Annotated in this window: 16 protein-coding genes; 14 read left to right on the forward strand and 2 right to left on the reverse strand. The window is 72.5% G+C overall.

The genetic code is table 11. The features are described from left to right. Nucleotides 1–101: 101 nt before the first annotated feature. Nucleotides 102–932 carry an HAD family hydrolase gene (locus AQJ64_RS29740; RefSeq protein WP_055638307.1) on the reverse strand — a complete coding sequence of 277 codons (831 nt, stop codon included), beginning with the start codon at nt 930–932 and terminating at the stop codon, nt 102–104. Between the two features lie 581 nt (nt 933–1,513). Between AQJ64_RS29740 and ssd the strand changes: the two genes are divergently transcribed. The 7 genes from ssd (at nt 1,514) to AQJ64_RS46590 (ending at nt 6,649) form a co-directional block, all read left to right on the forward strand. Beyond that, entirely contained in the window at nt 1,514–2,617 is a 1,104-nt protein-coding gene (gene ssd / locus AQJ64_RS29745) for a septum site-determining protein Ssd (protein WP_059203151.1), read from the forward strand. Beyond that, the gene (locus tag AQJ64_RS29750) at nt 2,614–3,828 is read left to right on the forward strand and encodes a TadA family conjugal transfer-associated ATPase (RefSeq protein WP_055637745.1); all 1,215 of its coding nucleotides are present in this window, start codon (nt 2,614–2,616) and stop codon (nt 3,826–3,828) included. Before ssd ends, AQJ64_RS29750 begins: the two co-directional genes overlap by 4 nt. After that, nucleotides 3,821–4,681: a type II secretion system F family protein gene (locus AQJ64_RS29755; protein WP_059203152.1), complete on the forward strand. Its 861-nt coding sequence runs from the start codon at nt 3,821–3,823 to the stop codon at nt 4,679–4,681. The genes AQJ64_RS29750 and AQJ64_RS29755 overlap by 8 nt, the downstream gene beginning before the upstream one ends. A gap of 47 nt (nt 4,682–4,728) precedes the next feature. Next, a complete protein-coding gene (locus tag AQJ64_RS29760) occupies nt 4,729–5,514 on the forward strand; it encodes a type II secretion system F family protein (RefSeq protein ID WP_059203169.1) in 786 nt (261 codons plus the stop codon). Nucleotides 5,515–5,611: 97 nt separating this feature from the next. Continuing rightward, nucleotides 5,612–5,821, forward strand: coding sequence for a DUF4244 domain-containing protein (locus AQJ64_RS46585; protein WP_079062022.1), 210 nt, complete (start codon nt 5,612–5,614; stop codon nt 5,819–5,821). A gap of 31 nt (nt 5,822–5,852) precedes the next feature. Next, the gene (locus AQJ64_RS29765) at nt 5,853–6,200 is read left to right on the forward strand and encodes a TadE family type IV pilus minor pilin (RefSeq protein WP_059203153.1); all 348 of its coding nucleotides are present in this window, start codon (nt 5,853–5,855) and stop codon (nt 6,198–6,200) included. Nucleotides 6,201–6,220: 20 nt separating this feature from the next. Beyond that, nucleotides 6,221–6,649 carry an Rv3654c family TadE-like protein gene (locus tag AQJ64_RS46590; RefSeq protein ID WP_425315619.1) on the forward strand — a complete coding sequence of 143 codons (429 nt, stop codon included), beginning with the start codon at nt 6,221–6,223 and terminating at the stop codon, nt 6,647–6,649. Here AQJ64_RS46590 and AQJ64_RS29770 read toward each other — a convergent pair. After that, nucleotides 6,534–9,068, reverse strand: coding sequence for a DEAD/DEAH box helicase (locus AQJ64_RS29770; protein WP_079062023.1), 2,535 nt, complete (start codon nt 9,066–9,068; stop codon nt 6,534–6,536). The genes AQJ64_RS46590 and AQJ64_RS29770 overlap by 116 nt on opposite strands. An 80-nt stretch (nt 9,069–9,148) precedes the next feature. On the opposite strand from AQJ64_RS29770, the gene bldG reads away from it, so the two are divergent. The 7 genes from bldG to topA all read left to right on the forward strand — a co-directional run bounded on the left by bldG (nt 9,149) and on the right by topA (nt 19,086). Continuing rightward, a complete protein-coding gene (gene bldG / locus AQJ64_RS29775; RefSeq protein WP_055636390.1) occupies nt 9,149–9,490 on the forward strand; it encodes an anti-sigma factor antagonist BldG in 342 nt (113 codons plus the stop codon). Nucleotides 9,491–9,597: 107 nt separating this feature from the next. Then, complete coding sequence (locus AQJ64_RS29780; protein WP_055636391.1) at nt 9,598–10,029, forward strand: ATP-binding protein; 432 nt, start codon at nt 9,598–9,600, stop codon at nt 10,027–10,029. 308 nt (nt 10,030–10,337) lie between these two features. Beyond that, nucleotides 10,338–12,743 (forward strand): sodium-translocating pyrophosphatase, encoded by a 2,406-nt coding sequence (locus AQJ64_RS29785; RefSeq protein WP_055636392.1) that lies wholly within the window; start codon nt 10,338–10,340, stop codon nt 12,741–12,743. A gap of 193 nt (nt 12,744–12,936) precedes the next feature. Next, nucleotides 12,937–13,536 carry a hypothetical protein gene (locus AQJ64_RS29790; protein WP_055636393.1) on the forward strand — a complete coding sequence of 200 codons (600 nt, stop codon included), beginning with the start codon at nt 12,937–12,939 and terminating at the stop codon, nt 13,534–13,536. A 289-nt stretch (nt 13,537–13,825) separates the two neighbouring features. Then, nucleotides 13,826–15,355, forward strand: a complete 1,530-nt coding sequence (locus tag AQJ64_RS29795; RefSeq protein WP_211286517.1) for a DUF7059 domain-containing protein — start codon at nt 13,826–13,828, stop codon at nt 15,353–15,355. Nucleotides 15,356–15,752: 397 nt separating this feature from the next. Continuing rightward, nucleotides 15,753–15,950: a hypothetical protein gene (locus tag AQJ64_RS29800; protein WP_055633809.1), complete on the forward strand. Its 198-nt coding sequence runs from the start codon at nt 15,753–15,755 to the stop codon at nt 15,948–15,950. A 292-nt stretch (nt 15,951–16,242) separates the two neighbouring features. After that, nucleotides 16,243–19,086: a type I DNA topoisomerase gene (topA, locus tag AQJ64_RS29805; protein ID WP_055633808.1), complete on the forward strand. Its 2,844-nt coding sequence runs from the start codon at nt 16,243–16,245 to the stop codon at nt 19,084–19,086. The last annotated feature ends 172 nt before the right edge of the window (nt 19,087–19,258 follow it).

The raw sequence follows: 19,258 nt of genomic DNA on the forward strand, positions 1-19,258 counted from the left end.
GGGCCGTTGAGTCCTTTCTACTCCGGCACCAGGGCAAGTGGAACCCCCGCCGCCAGTTCTTTACTTTTGCGGCCACATGGGTTTGAAAGGGTCCTCGCAGCTCAGGCGGTCGCCGCCCGGCGCCGGCTCGCGTACCAGACCAGGCCCGCCGTCGCCGCCGCCGCGCCTATGGCGGCCGCCGCGACGAGTGCCGGCGGCGGGACGGAGAACGAGGGGATCCGCTGCTTGAGCCGTACGGGCCGGTGGAAGTCGAGGATCGGCCACCCGCGCGCGACGGCCTCGCGCCGCAGGGCCCGGTCCGGGTTCACGGCGTGCGGACGGCCCACCGCCTGGAGCATCGGCAGATCGGTCGCCGAGTCGCTGTAGGCGAAACAGCGCTCCAGGTCGTACCCCTCCGAAACGGCCAGCTCCTTGATCGCCTCCGCCTTCGTCGGGCCGTAGGCGTAGTACTCCACCTCGCCGGTGTAGCAGCCGTCCTCGCCCACCACCATCCGGGTGGCCACCACACGGTCCGCGCCCAGCAGTTCGCCGATCGGCTCGACCACCTCCGCGCCCGACGTGGACACGATCACGACATCGCGGCCGGCCGTGTGATGTTCCTCGATGAGGGAGGCCGCCTCGTCGTAGATGAGCGGGTCGATCAGGTCGTGCAGGGTCTCGGCGACGATCTCCTTCACCTGCTGCACGTTCCAGCCGCGCACCATCCCGGACAGGTACGTGCGGGTCCGCTCCATCTGGTCGTGGTCCATACCGCCCACGAGGAAGACGAACTGGGCATATGCGGTCCGCAAGGCGGCCCTGCGGTTGATCAGACCGCCTTGGTAGAAGGACTTGCTGAAGGTGAGCGTGCTCGACTTCGCAATGACCGTCTTGTCCAGGTCAAAGAAGGCCGCTGTGCGGGGCAAGGAGTGGTTTTCCACAACCAAGAGCATAGGGGCAGCCCATTCGGCGTAAGGTGGGCGCGTGGGTTTGCCTGAGAGGGCTCTCGGGTACACCATGGAAGTCACGGATCGTTCGCGACCGTGCTAACGCGGTCCGGCTCCTCCCCCCCCCGAGTCGGCCGTGAAGACGACCCCCGCTCTCCCCCCCGGCGGGGGTCGTCGCATGTCCGGGTGCGTTTCCCCTTCTTCGCGCGGTGCGGCCGCGTCTGCGAGGCGGCTCAGGCCGCCTCTTCGGCATGTCCGTGATCCGTCACGTTGGGTAGCGGTCGGACTGTCCTGCGGGAGTCGCACAGGAGACGGGTGGCCATCACCGGTATGGGTGGCGGCGATATTCACAACCGGCTGCTCGTCCACAGATTTTCGCCAAGATCCACAAGATTTCCGGGTTCGCTGCACCGTGATTCCGACGCGTCCGCTCGGGCCGGGAGTTCACGGCCGGTTCCGTTTGCCGGGTGCGCGCGGCCGGATTCTGTCGGCCGTTCCTGCGGAGGCCGGTTGTCCGGTTCTTCACACGCTCGGTAATCGCGGGGCCGCACAGGCTGCGCGACCCACGACAAAGGGGGACGAAAAACATGGCCGGAGCCGTCACGCACGACCCGCCGCCCGCCGCTTCCCACCGGCAGGGCAAACCGCTGATCGTCACGGAGGACGCCGACCTCCTCGACGACCTGCTGCGCCTGTGCGCCGCGGCCGGCGCCACCCCCGAGGTGCATCCCTCGGTGCCGGAACGCCGCGGCAGCTGGGAGACCGCGCCGCTCGTCCTCGTCGGCGACGACGCCGCCCGGCGGGTGCGCGGGGCCACCCGCAGACGGGGAGTGGTCCTCGTCGGACGCGACCAGGACGACTCCGGCGTCTGGCAGCGCGCCGTCGAGATCGGCGCCGACCACGTCCTGATGCTGCCCGACGGAGAACAGTGGCTGGTCGACCGCATCGCCGACGTCGCCGAGGGCGTCGGCCGGCCCGCGCTCACCGTCGGCGTCATCGGCGGCCGCGGAGGTGCCGGAGCGTCCACGCTCGCGTGCGCCCTCGCCGTCACCTCCGCGCGCGAAGGCCTGCGCACCCTGCTGGTGGACGCCGATCCGCTCGGCGGCGGACTCGACGTACTGCTCGGCGGGGAGACCACCGAAGGACTGCGCTGGCCCGCCTTCGCCGCCTCACGCGGGCGGGTCGGCGGCGGCGCCCTGGAGGAGTCCCTGCCCGAACTGCACGCGCTGCGCGTGCTCAGCTGGGACCGCGGCGACTGTGTCGCCGTCCCGCCGCAGGCCGTCCGCGCGGTCCTCGCCGCAGCCCGCCGCCGCGGCGGCACGGTCGTCGTGGACCTGCCGCGCCGCCTCGACGACGGGGTCGCCGAGGCCCTCGCCCAGGTCGACCTCGGACTCCTCGTGGTCCCCGCCGAACTGCGCGCCGTCGCGGCCGCCGGCCGGGTGGCCGCCGCGGCCGGGATGGTCCTGCGCGACCTCAGGGTCGCGGTACGGGGCCCGTACGCACCCGGCCTCGACGACCGCGAGGTGGCCACACTGCTCCGGCTGCCGCTGGCCGGCGAGGTGCCCGTCGAGCAGGCACTGCTCCGCCCCGACGGTGGCAAGGCACCCCCGGGCACCGCCGCGCGCGGGCCCCTCGCCCGCTTCTGCAAGCAGTTCTGGGAGCGGGCGCTCATCGAGGCGGGTGGCGCGTGAGCACGGCACCGGCACTGGAAGGCGCGCTGCTGGACGGCGTACGGCAGTGGCTCGCCGCGCGCGGGGCCGAGCCGACGCCCGCGCGCGTGGCGCAGGCCCTGCGGGAACAGGGGCGGGTGCTCGGGGACGCCGAGGTGCTCGGGGCGGCCGAGCACCTGCGCTCCGAGCTGATCGGCAGCGGGCCCCTGGAGCCGCTGCTCGCCGACCCCTCGGTGACCGACGTCCTGGTGTCGGCCCCGGACCGGGTCTGGGTCGACCGGGGCGGCGGCCTGGAGCTGACCGCCGTCTCCTTCCCGGACGCCGCGGCCGTACGACGCCTCGCGCAGCGCCTGGCCGCGGTCGCCGGACGGCGCCTGGACGACGCCCGGCCGTGGGCCGACGCCCGGCTGCCCGACGGGACCCGGCTGCACGCCGTGCTGCCCCCGGTGGCCGTCGGCTGCACCTGTCTGTCGCTGCGCGTGGTGCGGCCGCGGGCGTTCACGCTCGACGAACTCGTGACCGCGGGCACCGTGCCGCCGGGCGGCGACCGGGTGCTGCGGGCCCTGCTCGGAGCACGGCTGTCCTTCCTGGTCAGCGGCGGTACCGGCAGCGGCAAGACGACCCTGCTGAGCGCACTGCTCGGCCTGGTCGGACCCGGGGAGCGGATCGTTCTCGCCGAGGACTCCGCGGAACTGCGACCGGACCATCCGCACGTGGTCCGCCTGGAGACCAGACCCGCCAACCAGGAGGGCGCCGGGCTCGTCACGCTCGAGGACCTGGTGCGGCAGGCCCTGCGGATGCGTCCGGACCGGCTCGTCGTGGGCGAGGTGCGCGGGCCGGAGGTGGTCCATCTGCTGGCCGCGCTCAACACGGGCCACGAGGGCGGGTGCGGGACCGTCCACGCCAACGCCGCGGCGGACGTCCCCGCCCGGCTGGAGGCGCTCGGCACGGCGGCCGGACTGGACCGGGCCGCACTGCACAGCCAGTTGGCGGCCGCGCTCTCGGTGGTCCTGCACCTCGTCCGCGACCCGGCCGGACGGCGCCGGATCGCCGAGGTGCACGTGCTGGAGCGGGACCCGACGGGCCTGGTGCGGACGGTACCGGCACTGCGCTGGCAGCCGGACGCGTTCGCGTACGAGCGGGGGTGGGGGCGGCTGCGGGAGCTGCTGCTGAGCGGTGCGGAGAGCGGGGCGGGCGAGAGGAGTGGGGTGAGTGAGGTACGTGATGGGTGAGGTGTCGGCGGCGGCGGCCGTCGCCTGTGCCGGGGCGGCGGCGTGGCTGCTGGGCGGTCCGTACTCCGGGGGCCGGCGGGCGCGGTTGCTGCTCGCCGGCGGCGAGGTGGTCGGCAGTGGACCGCCGGCCTGGCAGGACCTGGCCCTCGGACTGCGCAGGCTGCGCGCGCGATGGCGGCCCGAGTGGTGGGCGCCGGTCGTCGGGGCGGTTTTGGCGGTGCTGGGGGCCTCACCGCTTCCGGTCGTCGTCGGGGCCTGCGTGGTCCCCTTGCTGCGCCGGGCGCGGCGCGCCGCACAGGCCCGCCGGGCCGGGGAGCGCCGGTCGGACGCCGTGATCGCCCTCTGCGCGGCGCTCGCCGGGGAGGTGCGGGCCGGACGGCAGCCCGGTGCGGCGTTGCAGCGGGCCGCGCGGGACTCCGGCGGGCTGGGCGAGGCCCGGGCGGCGGTGCTGGCGGCGGCGCGGTTCGGCGGCGACGTGCCCCAGGCGCTCGCGGTCGCCGCGCGGCAGCCGGGTGCCGGCGGACTGCTGGGGCTGGCGGCGTGCTGGCGGGTGGCCGTGGACCAGGGAGCGGGCCTCGCGGCCGGACTCGACCGCCTGGAGGGGGCGTTGCGCGCCGAGCGCGATCAACGGGCGGACCTGCGCGCGCAGCTGGCGGGACCGCGTGCCACCGCGGTGATGCTGGCCTGCCTGCCGGCGCTGGGGCTCCTCCTGGGCGCCGCGCTCGGCGCCGACCCGCTCCAGGTGCTGTTCCACACCGTGGCCGGGCTGGGCTGCCTGCTCGTCGGGGGGCTGCTGGAGGGCGCGGGGGTGTGGTGGGTGCTGTGGATCGTGCGGAACGCGGAGGGGGCGTGAAGGGGCGTGCGGGCGACCGTGTGGTGGGGGACGAGAAGGGAGGCGTCATGAGCGCGGAAGGTGTCCACAGGCTGGGGGTGGCCGTGGGGATCGTGACGGTCCTCGGATGGCCGGTGTGGTGGCTGGAGCAGGTGCGGCGCGCCCGTGGGGCCCGGGGGCGGGCGGCCGAGCTGCTGGGGCGGGAGCGGGCGCCGGACGTCCCGCGCGCGGGGTTGCGGGACGCCGTGGGGGCCTGGCTGCCGGTGGGGGCGGTGGTGGGCGCCGGATGGGTGCTGATCGGCGGTGTCGTGGGGGCCGTGGCCGGGGTGGTCGGCGCGGTCGCGCTGTGGCGGTGGCGCGGTCGGCAGCGGGCGGCGGGAGCCGTCAGCGAGGCCGACGCACGGCTCGCCGCCGGGCAACTTCCCCTTGCCGCCGATCTGCTGGCCGCCTGCATCGCGGCGGGCGCCGCCCCGGTGATCGCCGCGCAGGCCGTCGGCGAGGCCCTGGGCGGGCCGGTGGGGGAAGGGCTGGCGCGCGGCGCCGCCGAGGTGCGGCTGGGCGGCGAACCGGCCACGGCATGGCGGAGGTTGGCCTGTGCGCCGGGCGCGGCGGCCCTGGCACGGCTGTTGGAACAGGCCGACGTGACGGGGATTCCGGCGGCCGGCCCCGTGGCCCGGCTCGCCGGGGACGCCCGAGCCGAGTGGACCCGGGCCGCGACAGCCAGGGCCCGCCGCGCCGGCGTCCTGGTCGCCGCGCCGGTGGGGCTGTGCTTCCTGCCCGCCTTCATCGCGGTCGGCGTTGTACCGGTCGTGATCGGGCTCGCGGACGGGGTGATGGGAGGAGGCGGCGGATGACGAGGTGCTGAACCGGCGCCGAGGGCGCCGAGCAGGGACAGGACACGACGGATCGAACAGTCAGAGGCCGACAGGGCCGAACGTTACGGGGGTTGAGATGTACAAGGCGGTACGGGCGCGGCTGCGTGCCCTGGTGTGCGGGATGCGGGGCGCACGCAAGGACGCCGGAATGGTGACGTCCGAGTACGCGATGGGGATCGTGGCGGCGGTGGGGTTCGCCGTGCTCCTCTACCAGGTGGTGACGAGCGACGCCGTCAGCACGCAGTTGCAGGACCTCGTGAGGCGGGCGCTCAGTGGGGGGATGTGAGCGGCGGCGGCTCGGTGGGGACCGGGGTTTCGTGACGGCGGAGTCGGCCGTGGTGCTGCCGGTGCTGGTGGTGTTCGCGATGGCGCTGGTGTGGGGGCTGCTCGTGGTGGCCGCTCGGATCCAGTGCGTGGACGCGGCCAGGACCGGCGCCCGCGCGGCGGCCCGGCAGGACCCCACCGGGGCGGTCGTCGAACTGGCCCGCGCCGCGGCCCCGCGCGGGGCACGGGTGACGGTCGGCAGGGAGGGCGACCAGGTGCGGGTGGTGGTCGTGGCGAGTCCACCGCTGCTGAGGGGGCTGCCCTTCGAGGTACGGGAGGAGGCGGTGGCGGCGGCCGAGGAGGCCGTGGGAGCCGGGCCGGACGGCGGGGGTGGGCCGTGAAGGGGGATCGTGCCGTCGTGGTGCGGCCGCGGGGGCGGGGCGACCGGGGCTCGGCCACCGTCTGGAGTCTCGGGGCGATCGCGGTGCTGTGCGTGGTCTTCGGTGTCGTGCTGGCCCTGGGGCACGCTGCCGTGGTCCGGCACCGGGCCGCCGGGGGCGCGGACCTCGCGGCGCTCGCGGCGGCGGACCACTGGACGGACGGCGAGGAGCGGGCCTGTGCCCGGGCGGGGCGGGTGGCGCGGGCACAGGGCGTACGGCTGGTGCGCTGCGCGGTCGCGGGGGAGATCTCGGACGTGACCGCGGCGGCGGGCCGGGGACCCTTCACGGCCGAGGTCAGGGCACGTGCGGGCCCTCCGGGGCCGGTATCGCCGGTCCCGGCCCCGCTTCCACCGCCTGCGGCGCAGGCCCCGGGACCGCCTCCTGCGGCACCCCCCGGAGCAGTTCCGTGAGGAGTCGCACCGCCCCCCTCTTGTGCAGCGGGTCGTTGCCGTTGCCGCACTTGGGGGACTGGATGCAGGACGGGCAGCCGGCGTCGCACTCGCAGGAGGCGATGGCCTCGCGGGTGGCGGTGAGCCAGGCACCGGCGGTGTGGAAGGCGCGCTCCGCGAAGCCCGCGCCGCCGGGATGGCCGTCGTAGACGAAGACCGTCGGCAGGAGCGTGTCGGGGTGCAGCGGGACCGACACGCCGCCGATGTCCCAGCGGTCGCAGGTCGCGAAGAGCGGGAGGAGCCCGATGGAGGCGTGTTCGGCGGCGTGCAGGGCGCCGCCGAGGATCTCGGGGTTGACGCGGGCGGCGTCGAGCTGGTCCTCGGTGACCGTCCACCACACCGCGCGGGTGCGCAGCGTACGAGGAGGGAGGTCGAGCTTCGACTCGCCCAGGACTTCACCGGTGATGACGCGTCGGCGCAGGAAGGAGACGACCTGATTGGTGACTTCGACGGAGCCGTAGCACAACCGGCCCTGGCCCCAGGGGATTTCGGTGTCGGTCTCCAGGACGGCGATGGAGGTGGTGTCGCGGGCGACGGTCGAGTAGGGCGGGGCGGCCTCCTCGACCAGCGCGACCGAGTCGTCCAGGTCCAGGGAGCGGACGAGGTACGTACGGCCCTGGTGGAGGTGGACGGCGCCCTCGTGGACGGTGGCGTGGGCGGCGCCCGCGTCGACCGTGCCGAGCAGCCGGCCCGTGCCCTCCTCGACGATCTGCACCGGCCGGCCGCCCTCGCCGCGGATGTCGGTGAGGTCGGCGGCGCGTTCCCGGCGCGTCCAGTGCCAGGCCTTCGTGCGGCGGCGCAGCAGCTTGGCGGCCTCCAGTTGGGGCAGCAGGGCCTCGGTCTCCGGGCCGAACAGCGCCAGGTCCTCCTCCGTCAGCGGGAGTTCCGCGGCGGCGGCGCACAGGTGCGGGGCGAGGACGTAGGGGTTGTCGGGGTCGAGGACCGTCGACTCCACCGGGCGGTCGAAGAGGGCCTCCGGGTGGTGGACGAGGAAGGTGTCCAGCGGGTCGTCGCGGGCGACCAGCACCGCCAGCGCGCCCTGCCCGGACCGCCCGGCCCGGCCGGCCTGCTGCCACAGGGAGGCGCGGGTGCCCGGATAGCCGGCGATCAGGACGGCGTCGAGGCCGGAGACGTCGATGCCGAGTTCGAGGGCGGTGGTGGCGGCGAGGCCGAGGAGCTCGCCGGAGTGGAGGGCCTGTTCGAGGGCGCGGCGTTCCTCGGGCAGATAGCCGCCCCGGTACGCCGCGACACGCCGGGCGAGCGAGCGGTCGACCTCGGCGAGCCGTTCCTGGGCGATCACCGAGATCAGCTCGGCGCCGCGCCGGGAGCGGATGAAGGCGACCGTGCGTACGCCCTGGACGGCGAGGTCGGTGAGGAGGTCGGCGGTCTCGGCGGTGGCGGTACGCCGGACGGGGGCGCCCTTCTCGCCCTGGAGCTCGGTGAGCGGCGGCTCCCAGAGGGCGAACACCAGTTCACCTCGGGGTGAGGCGTCGTCGGCGACCTCCACCACCGGCAGGCCGGTGAGGCGGCCGGCGGCGACCGCGGGCTCGGCGGCGGTCGCGGAGGCCAGCAGGAAGACCGGGGAGGAGCCGTAGCGGGCGCACAGGCGGCGCAGCCGGCGCAGCACCTGGGCGACATGGGAGCCGAAGACGCCGCGGTAGGTGTGGCACTCGTCGACGACGACGTACTTCAGCGACTTCAGGAAGGAGGACCAGCGGGAGTGGGACGGGAGGATCCCGCGGTGCAGCATGTCGGGGTTGGTGAGGACGTAATTGGCGTACTGGCGGACCCATTCGCGTTCCTCGAACGGCGTGTCGCCGTCGTACACGGCCGGACGCACCGCGTTGCCGAGCGGGTGTGAGAGTTCTTTCACAGAGCGGCGCTGGTCGGCGGCGAGGGCCTTGGTGGGGGCGAGGTACAGGGCGGTCGCGCCGCGTCCGTTCGGGGCCTCCGAGCCGTCCAGAAGGGTGGACAGTACGGGCACGAGATAGGCCAGGGACTTGCCGGAGGCGGTGCCCGTGGCGACGACCACCGAGTCGCCGTCCAGGGCGTGCTCGGCGGCGAGCGCCTGGTGGGCCCAGGGGTCGGCGATTCCGTAGGTCTGGACCGCCGCGATCACTTCCGGGCGAATCCGGTCAGGCCAGACGGCATGGCGGCCCTCGCGCGGGGGCAAGTGCTCCGTATGAGTGATGCGCGAAGCCCGGCTCGGGCCCGGGGCGAGCCGGTCCAGGAGGGCACCCGGCGACAGGCGCGGGGCGGGCTGTGCCGAGGATCGATCGGATCGGTGATTCTTGGCCATCGGCACCGAGTGTGTCACTGGCGTGACGGACAATGGAGCCAAGGCGTCGTGCACGCCTGCCGGTAAGTGATTGAATGCCATCGCGGCTGGCGAACCGTCCAGGGGGCTCTGCCGAGGTGTCCCGAGGGGCGACCGCTCGATAGCAAGGTGCTGGAGGATCCGTGGACCTGTCCCTGTCGACCGAGACCGTCGGCGATCGCACGATCGTCAAGGTCGGTGGCGAAATCGACGTATATACCGCGCCCAAGCTGCGCGAGCAGTTGGTCGAGCTGGTGAACGACGGGAATTTCCACCTCGTCGTGGACATGGAGGGCGTGGACTTCCTCGACTCCACCGGGCTCGGCGTACTGGTCGGCGGCCTGAAGCGTGTGCGTGCCCACGAGGGCTCGCTGCGCCTGGTCTGCAACCAGGAGCGCATTCTGAAGATCTTCCGCATCACCGGCCTGACCAAGGTGTTCCCGATTCACACCTCGGTCGAGGACGCGGTCCAAGCCACCGACTGACCCGTCCGTCCGGGTCCGGTGACCCGGACGGCCCAGTTGTACACCGGGGGACCGGGCTTTCGGCAGCCCGGCCCCCCGACAGCACGCCCGAGTTCCGAGGGGGACGCATGGCCACCGTTGAACTCCGCTTCAGCGCGCTGCCCGAGCACGTCAGGACCGCCCGACTGGTGGCGGCAGCGGTGGCGCGCAGGGCCGGAGTGGACGAGGCCGTCCTCGACGAGGTGAGGCTCGCCGTCGGCGAGGCCTGCACCCGCGCCGTCGGCCTTCACCAGAGTGGCGGTATCACCGCTCCCGTGAAGGTGGCGTTGATCGAGGAGGAGAAGCAGTTCTCCATCGAGGTCGGCGACGAGGCGCCCCGCTCCGCCCCCGGGGACCGGGTTCCCGGCTCCGGCGCGGACGACGTGGACGCCGAGGAGGACGAGATGGGCCTCGCGGTCATCAGCGGCCTCGTCGACGACGTGGAGGTCACCGCCGGTGAGAACGGCGGTCTGATCCGTATGACCTGGCCGAGGACACCGGCGGCGGCGACGGTCGGCTGAGCCGCTCCCGCCGTATCCGTACCCGAAGGGCCCCACTCCGGTGGGGCCCTTTGGCATGCGCCCACCCGGGTAGTCGTGCTTACAGTTGTCTCAGCCGTTCCAGGAAGTGAATCTTGAGCCGAGGAATCACTTCCTGGATTTCGTGAATCAATTCACGATCAATGGTTCCGTTCAACGATCGGAGAATGCCCCGAAGGCATTACTGGACGTGTAGGCGAATTCTGTTTACCGCGCACTGTTTTGATCAGGTTCCGGTACCTACAATCCGTCCACAATCTTGAGCTCAGCCCAAGCGTCAAGGAGGACGAATGGCGGGGCTTTCTACCCCTCATCGGTTGGACCATCCGACAACCTTCGCGGCCGCAGTGCTGACCGACGGCAACCGTCTCCTCGTGGTGGTCATCGGGCTCGTCGCCCTGGCCGCGCTCGTGGTCGCGGGCGTCCTGCTGCGCCAGGTGCTCGCGGCCGGCGAGGGTACCGACAGCATGAAGAAGATCGCGGCAGCGGTCCAGGAAGGCGCCAACGCGTATCTGGCCCGGCAGTTGCGCACCCTAGGCGTATTCGCCGTCGTGGTGTTCTTCCTGTTGATGTTGCTGCCCGCGGACGACTGGAATCAGCGCGCCGGACGATCATTGTTCTTCTTGATCGGCGCCGCGTTCTCGGCGGCCACCGGTTATATCGGCATGTGGCTCGCGGTGCGCAGCAATGTGCGGGTCGCCGCAGCAGCCCGTGAAGCCACTCCGGGGCCCGGCGAACCGGAAAAGGATCTCACCGCCGTCTCGCACAAGGCCATGAAGATCGCATTTCGCACAGGCGGCGTCGTCGGTATGTTCACGGTGGGGCTCGGGCTGTTCGGCGCCTCCTGCGTGGTGCTGGTCTACGCGGCCGACGCGCCCAAGGTGCTGGAGGGCTTCGGCCTCGGCGCGGCGCTCATCGCGATGTTCATGAGGGTCGGCGGCGGCATCTTCACCAAGGCCGCCGACGTCGGCGCCGACCTGGTCGGCAAGGTCGAACAGGGCATTCCGGAGGACGATCCGCGCAATGCCGCGACCATCGCCGACAACGTGGGCGACAACGTCGGTGACTGTGCGGGCATGGCCGCCGACCTGTTCGAGTCGTACGCCGTGACCCTGGTCGCCGCGCTCATCCTCGGCAAGGCGGCCTTCGGCGACTTCGGGCTGGCGTTCCCGCTGCTCGTGCCCGCGATCGGCGTGCTCACGGCCATGGTCGGCATCTTCGCCGTCGCCCCCCGCCGCAGCGACCGCAGCGGCATGTCCGCGATCAACCGGGGCTTCTTCGTCTCCGCGGTGATCTCGCTCGTGCTGGTGGCCGTCGCCGTCTACGTCTATCTGCCCGGCACGTACGCCGGCCTCGACGGCGTCACCGACCCGGCGATCACCGGCAAGGACGGCGACCCGCGTGTCCTCGCCCTCGTCGCGGTGGCGATCGGCATCCTCCTGGCCGCCGTCATCCAGCAGTTGACCGGCTACTTCACCGAGACCACCCGCCGCCCGGTCCGGGACATCGGCAAGTCGTCCCTGACGGGCCCCGCCACGGTCGTCCTGGCCGGGATCTCCGTCGGTCTGGAATCGGCCGTCTACACCGCCCTGCTGATCGGCCTCGGCGTGTACGGGGCGTTCCTGCTCGGCGGCACGTCGATCATGCTGGCGCTGTTCGCGGTCGCACTGGCCGGCACCGGCCTGCTCACCACGGTCGGCGTGATCGTCGCCATGGACACCTTCGGGCCGGTCTCCGACAACGCGCAGGGCATCGCCGAGATGTCGGGCGACGTCGAGGGCGCGGGCGCGCAGGTGCTCACCAACCTCGACGCGGTCGGCAACACCACCAAGGCCATCACCAAGGGCATCGCCATCGCCACCGCGGTCCTCGCGGCGTCGGCGCTCTTCGGGTCGTACCGTGACGCGATCACGACCGGCGCGAACGACGTCGGGGAGAAGCTCTCCGGGCCCGGGGCGCCGATGAGCCTGATGATGGACATCTCGCAGCCCAACAACCTGGTCGGCCTCATCGCGGGCGCGGCGGTCGTCTTCCTCTTCTCCGGGCTGGCGATCAACGCGGTCTCGCGGTCGGCGGGGTCCGTGGTGTTCGAGGTGCGGCGGCAGTTCCGCGAGCACCCCGGGATCATGGACTACAGCGAGCAGCCGGAGTACGGCAAGGTCGTCGACATCTGCACCCGCGACGCCCTGCGCGAGCTCGCCACGCCCGGTCTGCTCGCCGTCCTGGCTCCGATCTTCGTCGGGTTCACCCTCGGCATCGGCCCGCTGGGCGCGTACCTCGCGGGCGCGATCGGCGCGGGCACGCTGATGGCGGTCTTCCTCGCCAACTCCGGCGGCGCGTGGGACAACGCCAAGAAGCTCGTCGAGGACGGCCACCACGGCGGCAAGGGCAGCGAGGCCCACGCGGCCACGGTGATCGGCGACACCGTCGGCGACCCCTTCAAGGACACCGCAGGGCCCGCGATCAACCCGCTGCTCAAGGTCATGAACCTGGTCGCGCTGCTGATCGCGCCGGCCGTGATCAAGTTCAGCTACGGCGACGACAAGAGCGTCGGCGTACGGATCCTGATCGCGATCCTCGCGCTCGCGGTGATCGTCGGCTCGGTGTACGTCTCCAAGCGGCGCGGCATCGCCATGGGGGACGAGGACGGCGCCGACAGATCGTCCAAGTCGGCCGATCCCGCGGTGGTTTCGTAGACCGGCCGTCGGGGCCCGGCGCAAGGAGCGGGCGGGCGGCGCGTGTTGACGCGCCGCCCGCCCGCTGTGCCGTGCGTGTGCCGGAGCCGTGAGCCTTCTCTCTCCTGGTGCAAATGGCTTCAAACCGCCATGGAGTGGATATTCGGCCTGGGGTTGTCCACCGGTGGGCGTGTATGTTCCGGGGCCGAGGGCCATGGAAGGGACCAAACCGGTGAACAAGAAGCTCGCGGCCGCGCTGTCCGGCGGTGCGGTACTGGTACTGGCGCTGTCCGGATGCAGCAGCGACGAAGGCAACAAGGAACTCGACGCCTGGGCCAAGAGCGTCTGTGACGCACTGCCGGCGCAGGACGCCAAGGTCGACGCCGCCAATGCCGCGATCAAGCAGGCCGCGACGGACAACAACGCCCCGGTGAACGTCCAGAAGACCGACTCGCAGGCCTTCCAGGACATGTCCGACGCGTACGCGGCGCTCGCCCAGGCCGTCCAGAAGGCCGGCACGCCGCCCGGGGTCGAGGGAGGCGCGAAGAAGCAGACGGACGCCGTCGCGGCGCTCAACACGCTCTCCACCTCCTACGCCGACCTGAAGAAGCAGGTCGACGCGCTGGACACCAAGGACCAGGCCAAGTTCGCCGACGGCCTCGCGGACATCGCCACCCAGCTGGGCACCCTCAGCCAGACCGGCAACACCGCGCTGAAGAACCTGGAACAGGGCGACGTCAAGGACGCCATGGCCAAGCAGGACAGCTGCAAGAAGGTCGCGGCGTCGGCGTCGGCGCGGGCGACGACGAGCTGAGCCGCGCGGGGGGACGGCTGAGGCTCGCGCTGTGACGGCTGAAGCGTGCGCCGTGAGGGCCGGGGTGCGCGACGAGGAGCCCAGGCGCGCGCGATGACGAGCCCAGGCGCGCGCTGTGACGGCTCAGAGCCACCACGGGGACGGCTGAGGCTCGCTCCGTGACCCCTGTGGCTCGCCGCAGCGGCGGCTGAAGCTCGCGTGGGGCCGGCTGGGGCTTGGCCGGAGGCGAGGAGGTTTCCGGGGCCGAGTGGCTGAGGGGGCGGGGACAAGGCGTGGGGGAGCGGGGAGAATGGGGGGCGTGAGTGACGCCACCCTGTCCCCCCTGCCCTCCGCCGACCGCCCCGACGTGGCCGCACGGCTGCGGGAGGCCCTGCTCGCGGCCTCCTTCACCGCCGACGGCCTGCTCGACCTGCTCGGCGCCCCCGCGTACGCCGCCCTGGCGCGCAGCGAGACCGTGCCCGCGCTCCGGGCCACCCGCGGGGACACCCCGCTGGAGACGCTCGTCCGTCTCTTCCTGCTCCAGCAGCCCGTGCCGCACGCACGCGTGGAGGAATTCCTGCCGGTAGGCGCGTGCGTGGAGAGCGGCTGGCTGGCCCGGGTCGGCGCCGACGAGGTCACCGCGACCGTGGACGTCCGCCCGTTCGGCGGACCGGACGGCGAGGACTGGTTCATCGTCTCCGACCTCGGCTGCGCGGTCGGCGGCGCCGGCGGCATCGGCAGCCGCGACGAGGGAGTCGTCCTCGGCGTCGGCGGCGCCTCGACGACCCTCGCCGGGATCACCGTCCGTACGCCCGTGTCGTCGGCCCTGGACCTCGGCACCGGCTCCGGCATCCAGGCGCTGCACGCGGCCCGGCACGCCACGCGTGTGACGGCGACCGACCTCAACCCGCGCGCCCTGCACATCACCGCGCTCACCCTGGCCCTGTCCGGGGCCCCGGCCGCCGATCTGCGCGAGGGCTCCCTCTTCGAGCCGCTCCCGCACGACGAGCGGTACGACCTCGTCGTGTCCAACCCCCCGTTCGTGATCTCGCCGGGCGCCCGGCTGACGTACCGGGACGGCGGGATGGGCGGGGACGATCTGTGCCGCTCGCTCGTTCAGGGAGCGGGGGAACGGCTGACCGAGGGCGGGTTCGCGCAGTTCCTCGCCAACTGGCAGCACGTGGAGGGGGAGGACTGGCAGGACCGGCTCAGGTCGTGGGTGCCGCGCGGCTGCGACGCCTGGATCGTCCAGCGCGAGGTCCAGGACGTCACGCAGTACGCCGAGCTGTGGCTCCGGGACGCCGGCGACCACCGCGGCGACCAGGCCGAGTACCAGGCGCGCTACGACGCCTGGCTGGACGAGTTCGAGGCGCGCAAGGTGAAGGCCGTCGGCTTCGGCTGGATCACCCTGCGCAGGACCGCGGCGGCGGAGCCCGTCATCACCGTCGAGGAGTGGCCGCACCCGGTCGAGCAGCCGCTCGGCGACACCGTCCGCGCGCACTTCGAACGGCTCGACTACCTGCGTGCGCACGATGACGCGGCCCTGCTCGCCGGTCACTTCAGGCTGGCCGGCGAGATCGTCCAGGAGCAGGTCGGCATGCCCGGCGCCGAGGATCCGGAGCATGTCGTGCTGCGCCAGCACCGCGGGATGCGCCGCGCCACGAAGGTGGACACGGTCGGCGCGGGCTTCGCGGGCGTGTGCGACGGCTCGCTGAGCGCGGGCCGCATCCTGGACGCCATCGCCCAACTGGTCGGCGAGGATCCGGTGTCGCTGCGCGACCGCACACCCGCCCAGATCCGGCTGCTGGTGGAACAGGGCTTCCTGGAACCGGCGCGGTGAACCGGCTCGCCACCCGCCCCACCCCGGGACCCGCCACCCGCCCCACCCCGGGACCCGCCACCCGCCCCACCCCGGGACCCGCCACCCGCCCCGCGCCAGGAGGGGAAACCGGCCAACATCCTCGGTGACGGCCGTGGGCCGGGCAGCGGCGCGCGGCAAAAAGAGTGACAAGAACATGCCCGCGTCGAGCTTCGGTGTGAGGCCCGTCGCAGTCCAGGGCGCCTTCCCCGGGGCAGGGGAGAGGCCGTCGGGGCGGTCGGCCGTGGGCCCCGGCGGCAGCCCGTCGCCCCCGTCCGGAGGTCTCTCGTTCACCTCGGGTTCGCCCAGGCGCCGCCCGTGCGTGTCAGCCTGCCGGGGGCGATGCACGCGCGGGTGGGAGCAAGGGGGCGGGGCGATCATGGAGAGCGGGCCGGCGATCTTCGCGGGGATGGTGTTCGCCCTGTTCGGAGGCGCACTGCTGGTGTGGACCGCGGTCCGGGTACGGCATCGCGAGCCCGTCGTCCAGGGTGTGAGACCCGTCGCATCGGCGACCCTCGCGACCCTCGCCGCGCTCGTCGCGCTGGCCGTCGGAACGTGGTGCTTCACCCGCCTCTGAATCCCCCTCCGGGACCGACGTCGAGGATCCTGCCCCGGCCCCCGTTTGAACCGCGTAAGCAGGGTCACGCAGGTAAAGGAGAGGACGGGTTCCGCTCCGGCGGAAAAGGACAGGTCGGCACTCCGGGCGGCAGGAATGGCGGTAGTCGGGTTACCGTTCGAGTGGCCGTTGCGGGCTTTTCCCGTTTGACACGGGGGCGGGATGTACCGTCACACTCCGCAGCGTCACCATGACCCGACCCCGGGAGCAAGGCCTGGGGAGGCCCCAGCGTCGACCGGAGAGAAGAGCGAAGTTGTCCCCGACCAGCGAGACCGCGAAGGGCGGCCGCCGACTCGTCATCGTCGAGTCGCCTGCCAAGGCGAAGACGATCAAGGGTTACCTCGGCCCCGGTTATATCGTCGAGGCCAGCGTCGGGCACATCCGCGACCTTCCGAACGGCGCCGCGGAGGTGCCGGAGTCGTACACCGGTGAGGTCCGCCGCCTCGGCGTGGACGTCGAGCACGACTTCCAGCCCATCTATGTGGTGAACGCCGACAAGCGGGCGCAGGTCAAGAAGCTCAAGGACCTGCTCAAGGAGTCCGACGAGCTGTTCCTCGCCACCGATGAGGACCGGGAGGGCGAGGCGATCGCCTGGCACCTCCAGGAGGTCCTCAAGCCGAAGATCCCCGTCAAGCGGATGGTCTTCCACGAGATCACCAAGGACGCGATCCGGGCCGCCGTCGCCAACCCGCGCCAGCTCAACCAGAAGCTCGTCGACGCCCAGGAGACCCGCCGTATCCTCGACCGCCTCTACGGCTACGAGGTCTCGCCGGTCCTGTGGAAGAAGGTCATGCCGCGCCTGTCGGCCGGCCGTGTCCAGTCCGTCGCGACCCGGCTCGTCGTCCAGCGGGAGCGTGAGCGCATCGCGTTCCGCTCCGCCGAGTACTGGGACCTGACCGGCACCTTCGGCACCGGCCGCGCGGGGGACCCGTCGGACCCGTCGTCGCTGGTCGCCCGGCTGCAGACCGTCGAGGGCCGGCGGGTCGCGCAGGGCCGCGACTTCGACTCCCTCGGCCGGATCAAGAGCGAGAACACCCTCCACCTCGACGAGGCGAACGCCCGTGCGCTCGCCGCCGCCCTGGAGAACACCCGGTTCTCCGTCCGGTCCGTCGAGTCCAAGCCGTACCGCCGCTCGCCGTACGCCCCGTTCCGTACGACGACGCTCCAGCAGGAGGCCAGCCGCAAGCTCGGCTTCGGCGCCAAGGCCACCATGCAGGTCGCGCAGAAGCTGTACGAGAACGGCTACATCACGTACATGCGTACGGACTCCACGACGCTGAGCGACACCGCCGTGGCCGCCGCCCGGGCCCAGGTCACGCAGCTGTACGGCGCCGACTACCTGCCGGCCCAGCCGCGCACGTACGCCGGGAAGGTCAAGAACGCGCAGGAGGCGCACGAGGCGATCCGCCCCTCGGGTGATCGTTTCCGCACCCCCGCCGAGACGGGGCTGACCGGCGACCAGTTCAAGCTCTACGAGCTGATCTGGAAGCGGACCGTCGCCTCCCAGATGAAGGACGCGACCGGCAACAGCGTGACGGTACGGATCGGCGGCACCGCCGCCGACGGCCGGGACGTCGAGTTCAGCGCCTCCGGCAAGACGATCACCTTCCACGGCTTCCTGAAGGCCTACGTCGAGGGCGCCGACGACCCGAACGCCGAGCTGGACGACCGCGAGCGCCGGCTGCCCCAGGTCACCGAGGGCGACCCGCTCGCCGCCGAGGAGATCACGGTCGACGGGCACGCCACCAAGCCCCCGGCCCGCTACACCGAGGCCAGCCTGGTCAAGGAGCTCGAAGAGCGCGAGATCGGCCGCCCGTCGACGTACGCCTCGATCATCGGCACGATCCTCGACCGCGGCTATGTGTTCAAGAAGGGCACGGCGCTCGTCCCGTCCTTCCTGTCCTTCGCCGTGGTCAACCTCCTGGAGAAGCACTTCGGGCGGCTCGTCGACTACGACTTCACCGCCAAGATGGAGGACGACCTCGACCGCATCGCGCGCGGCGAAGCGCAGTCCGTGCCGTGGCTCAAGCGCTTCTACTTCGGCGAGGGCACCGCTGACGGCGGCGCCGCCGACGCCGGCAACGGCGACGGGGACCACCTCGGCGGCCTCAAGGAGCTCGTCACCGACCTGGGAGCGATCGACGCGCGCGAGGTGTCGTCGTTCCCCGTGGGCAACGGCATCGTGCTGCGGGTCGGCCGCTTCGGGCCGTACATCGAGCGTGGCGAGAAGGACGCGGAGGGCCACCAGCGCGCCGACATCCCGGAGGACCTCGCGCCCGACGAGCTCTCCGTCGAGCTGGCCGAGGAACTGCTCGCCAAGCCGAGCGGCGACTTCGAGCTGGGCACCGACCCGGCCACCGGCCACGAGATCGTCGCCAAGGCCGGCCGCTACGGCCCGTACGTCACCGAGGTGCTCCCCGAGGGCACCCCGAAGACCGGCAAGAACGCCGTCAAGCCCCGTACGGCCTCGCTGTTCAAGTCGATGTCCCTGGACACGGTGACGCTCGAGGACGCCCTGCGGCTGATGTCCCTGCCGCGCGTCGTCGGCGCGGACGCCGAGGGCCAGGAGATCACCGCACAGAACGGGCGCTACGGGCCGTACCTGAAGAAGGGCACGGACTCGCGGTCGCTGCAGACCGAGGACCAGCTCTTCACGATCACCCTCGAAGAGGCGCTGGCGATCTACGCCCAGCCCAAGCAGCGCGGCCGGGCCGCCGCCAAGCCGCCGCTGAAGGAGCTCGGCGAGGACCCGGTCAGCAAGAAGCCGGTCGTCATCAAGGACGGCCGCTTCGGGGCGTACGTCACCGACGGGGAGACCAACGCGACCCTGCGCTCCGACGACAGCGTCGAGACGATCACCCCGGAGCGCGGCTTCGAGCTGCTCGCCGAGAAGCGGGCGAAGGGGCCCGCGAAGAAGACGGCGAAGAAGGCGCCCGCGAAGAAGACCACGACCGCGGCCAAGAAGGCGGCTCCGGCGAAGAAGACGGCCGCCAAGAAGACCGCGGCGAAGAAGACCACGACGGCGGCCGCCGCCAAGAAGACGACGGCCGCGGCCGCGAAGAAGACGACGGCCTCACGGACGACGTCGGAGGACTGAACCGGCTGACGGACCGTCGGCCGGACCGGCCGACGGCGGGACCACCGACCGGTCGTACTGAACCGACCGGTCCAGGGGGCCTGGTTCGGCCACGGTTTCCCCACAGTGGCTTCACGAAGCGAACGCCCCGGCATCACTTTGGTGTCGGGGCGGTCGTACACCAGGGCAGACG

The organism is Streptomyces griseoruber, from assembly GCF_001514205.1.
Lineage (GTDB): Bacteria > Actinomycetota > Actinomycetes > Streptomycetales > Streptomycetaceae > Streptomyces > Streptomyces griseoruber.

Excerpts from the sequence above, each read along its gene's own strand:
- AQJ64_RS29740 (WP_055638307.1), bottom strand. The coding sequence starts at position 932 with ATGCTCTTGGTTGTGGAAAACCACTCCTTGCCCCGCACAGCGGCCTTC.
- ssd (WP_059203151.1), top strand. The coding sequence starts at position 1,514 with ATGGCCGGAGCCGTCACGCACGACCCGCCGCCCGCCGCTTCCCACCGG.
- AQJ64_RS29755 (WP_059203152.1), top strand. The coding sequence starts at position 3,821 with ATGGGTGAGGTGTCGGCGGCGGCGGCCGTCGCCTGTGCCGGGGCGGCG.
- AQJ64_RS29760 (WP_059203169.1), top strand. The coding sequence starts at position 4,729 with ATGAGCGCGGAAGGTGTCCACAGGCTGGGGGTGGCCGTGGGGATCGTG.
- AQJ64_RS46585 (WP_079062022.1), top strand. The coding sequence starts at position 5,612 with ATGTACAAGGCGGTACGGGCGCGGCTGCGTGCCCTGGTGTGCGGGATG.
- AQJ64_RS29770 (WP_079062023.1), bottom strand. The coding sequence starts at position 9,068 with ATGGCATTCAATCACTTACCGGCAGGCGTGCACGACGCCTTGGCTCCA.
- AQJ64_RS29780 (WP_055636391.1), top strand. The coding sequence starts at position 9,598 with ATGGCCACCGTTGAACTCCGCTTCAGCGCGCTGCCCGAGCACGTCAGG.
- AQJ64_RS29785 (WP_055636392.1), top strand. The coding sequence starts at position 10,338 with ATGGCGGGGCTTTCTACCCCTCATCGGTTGGACCATCCGACAACCTTC.
- AQJ64_RS29790 (WP_055636393.1), top strand. The coding sequence starts at position 12,937 with ATGGAAGGGACCAAACCGGTGAACAAGAAGCTCGCGGCCGCGCTGTCC.
- AQJ64_RS29795 (WP_211286517.1), top strand. The coding sequence starts at position 13,826 with ATGGGGGGCGTGAGTGACGCCACCCTGTCCCCCCTGCCCTCCGCCGAC.
- AQJ64_RS29800 (WP_055633809.1), top strand. The coding sequence starts at position 15,753 with ATGGAGAGCGGGCCGGCGATCTTCGCGGGGATGGTGTTCGCCCTGTTC.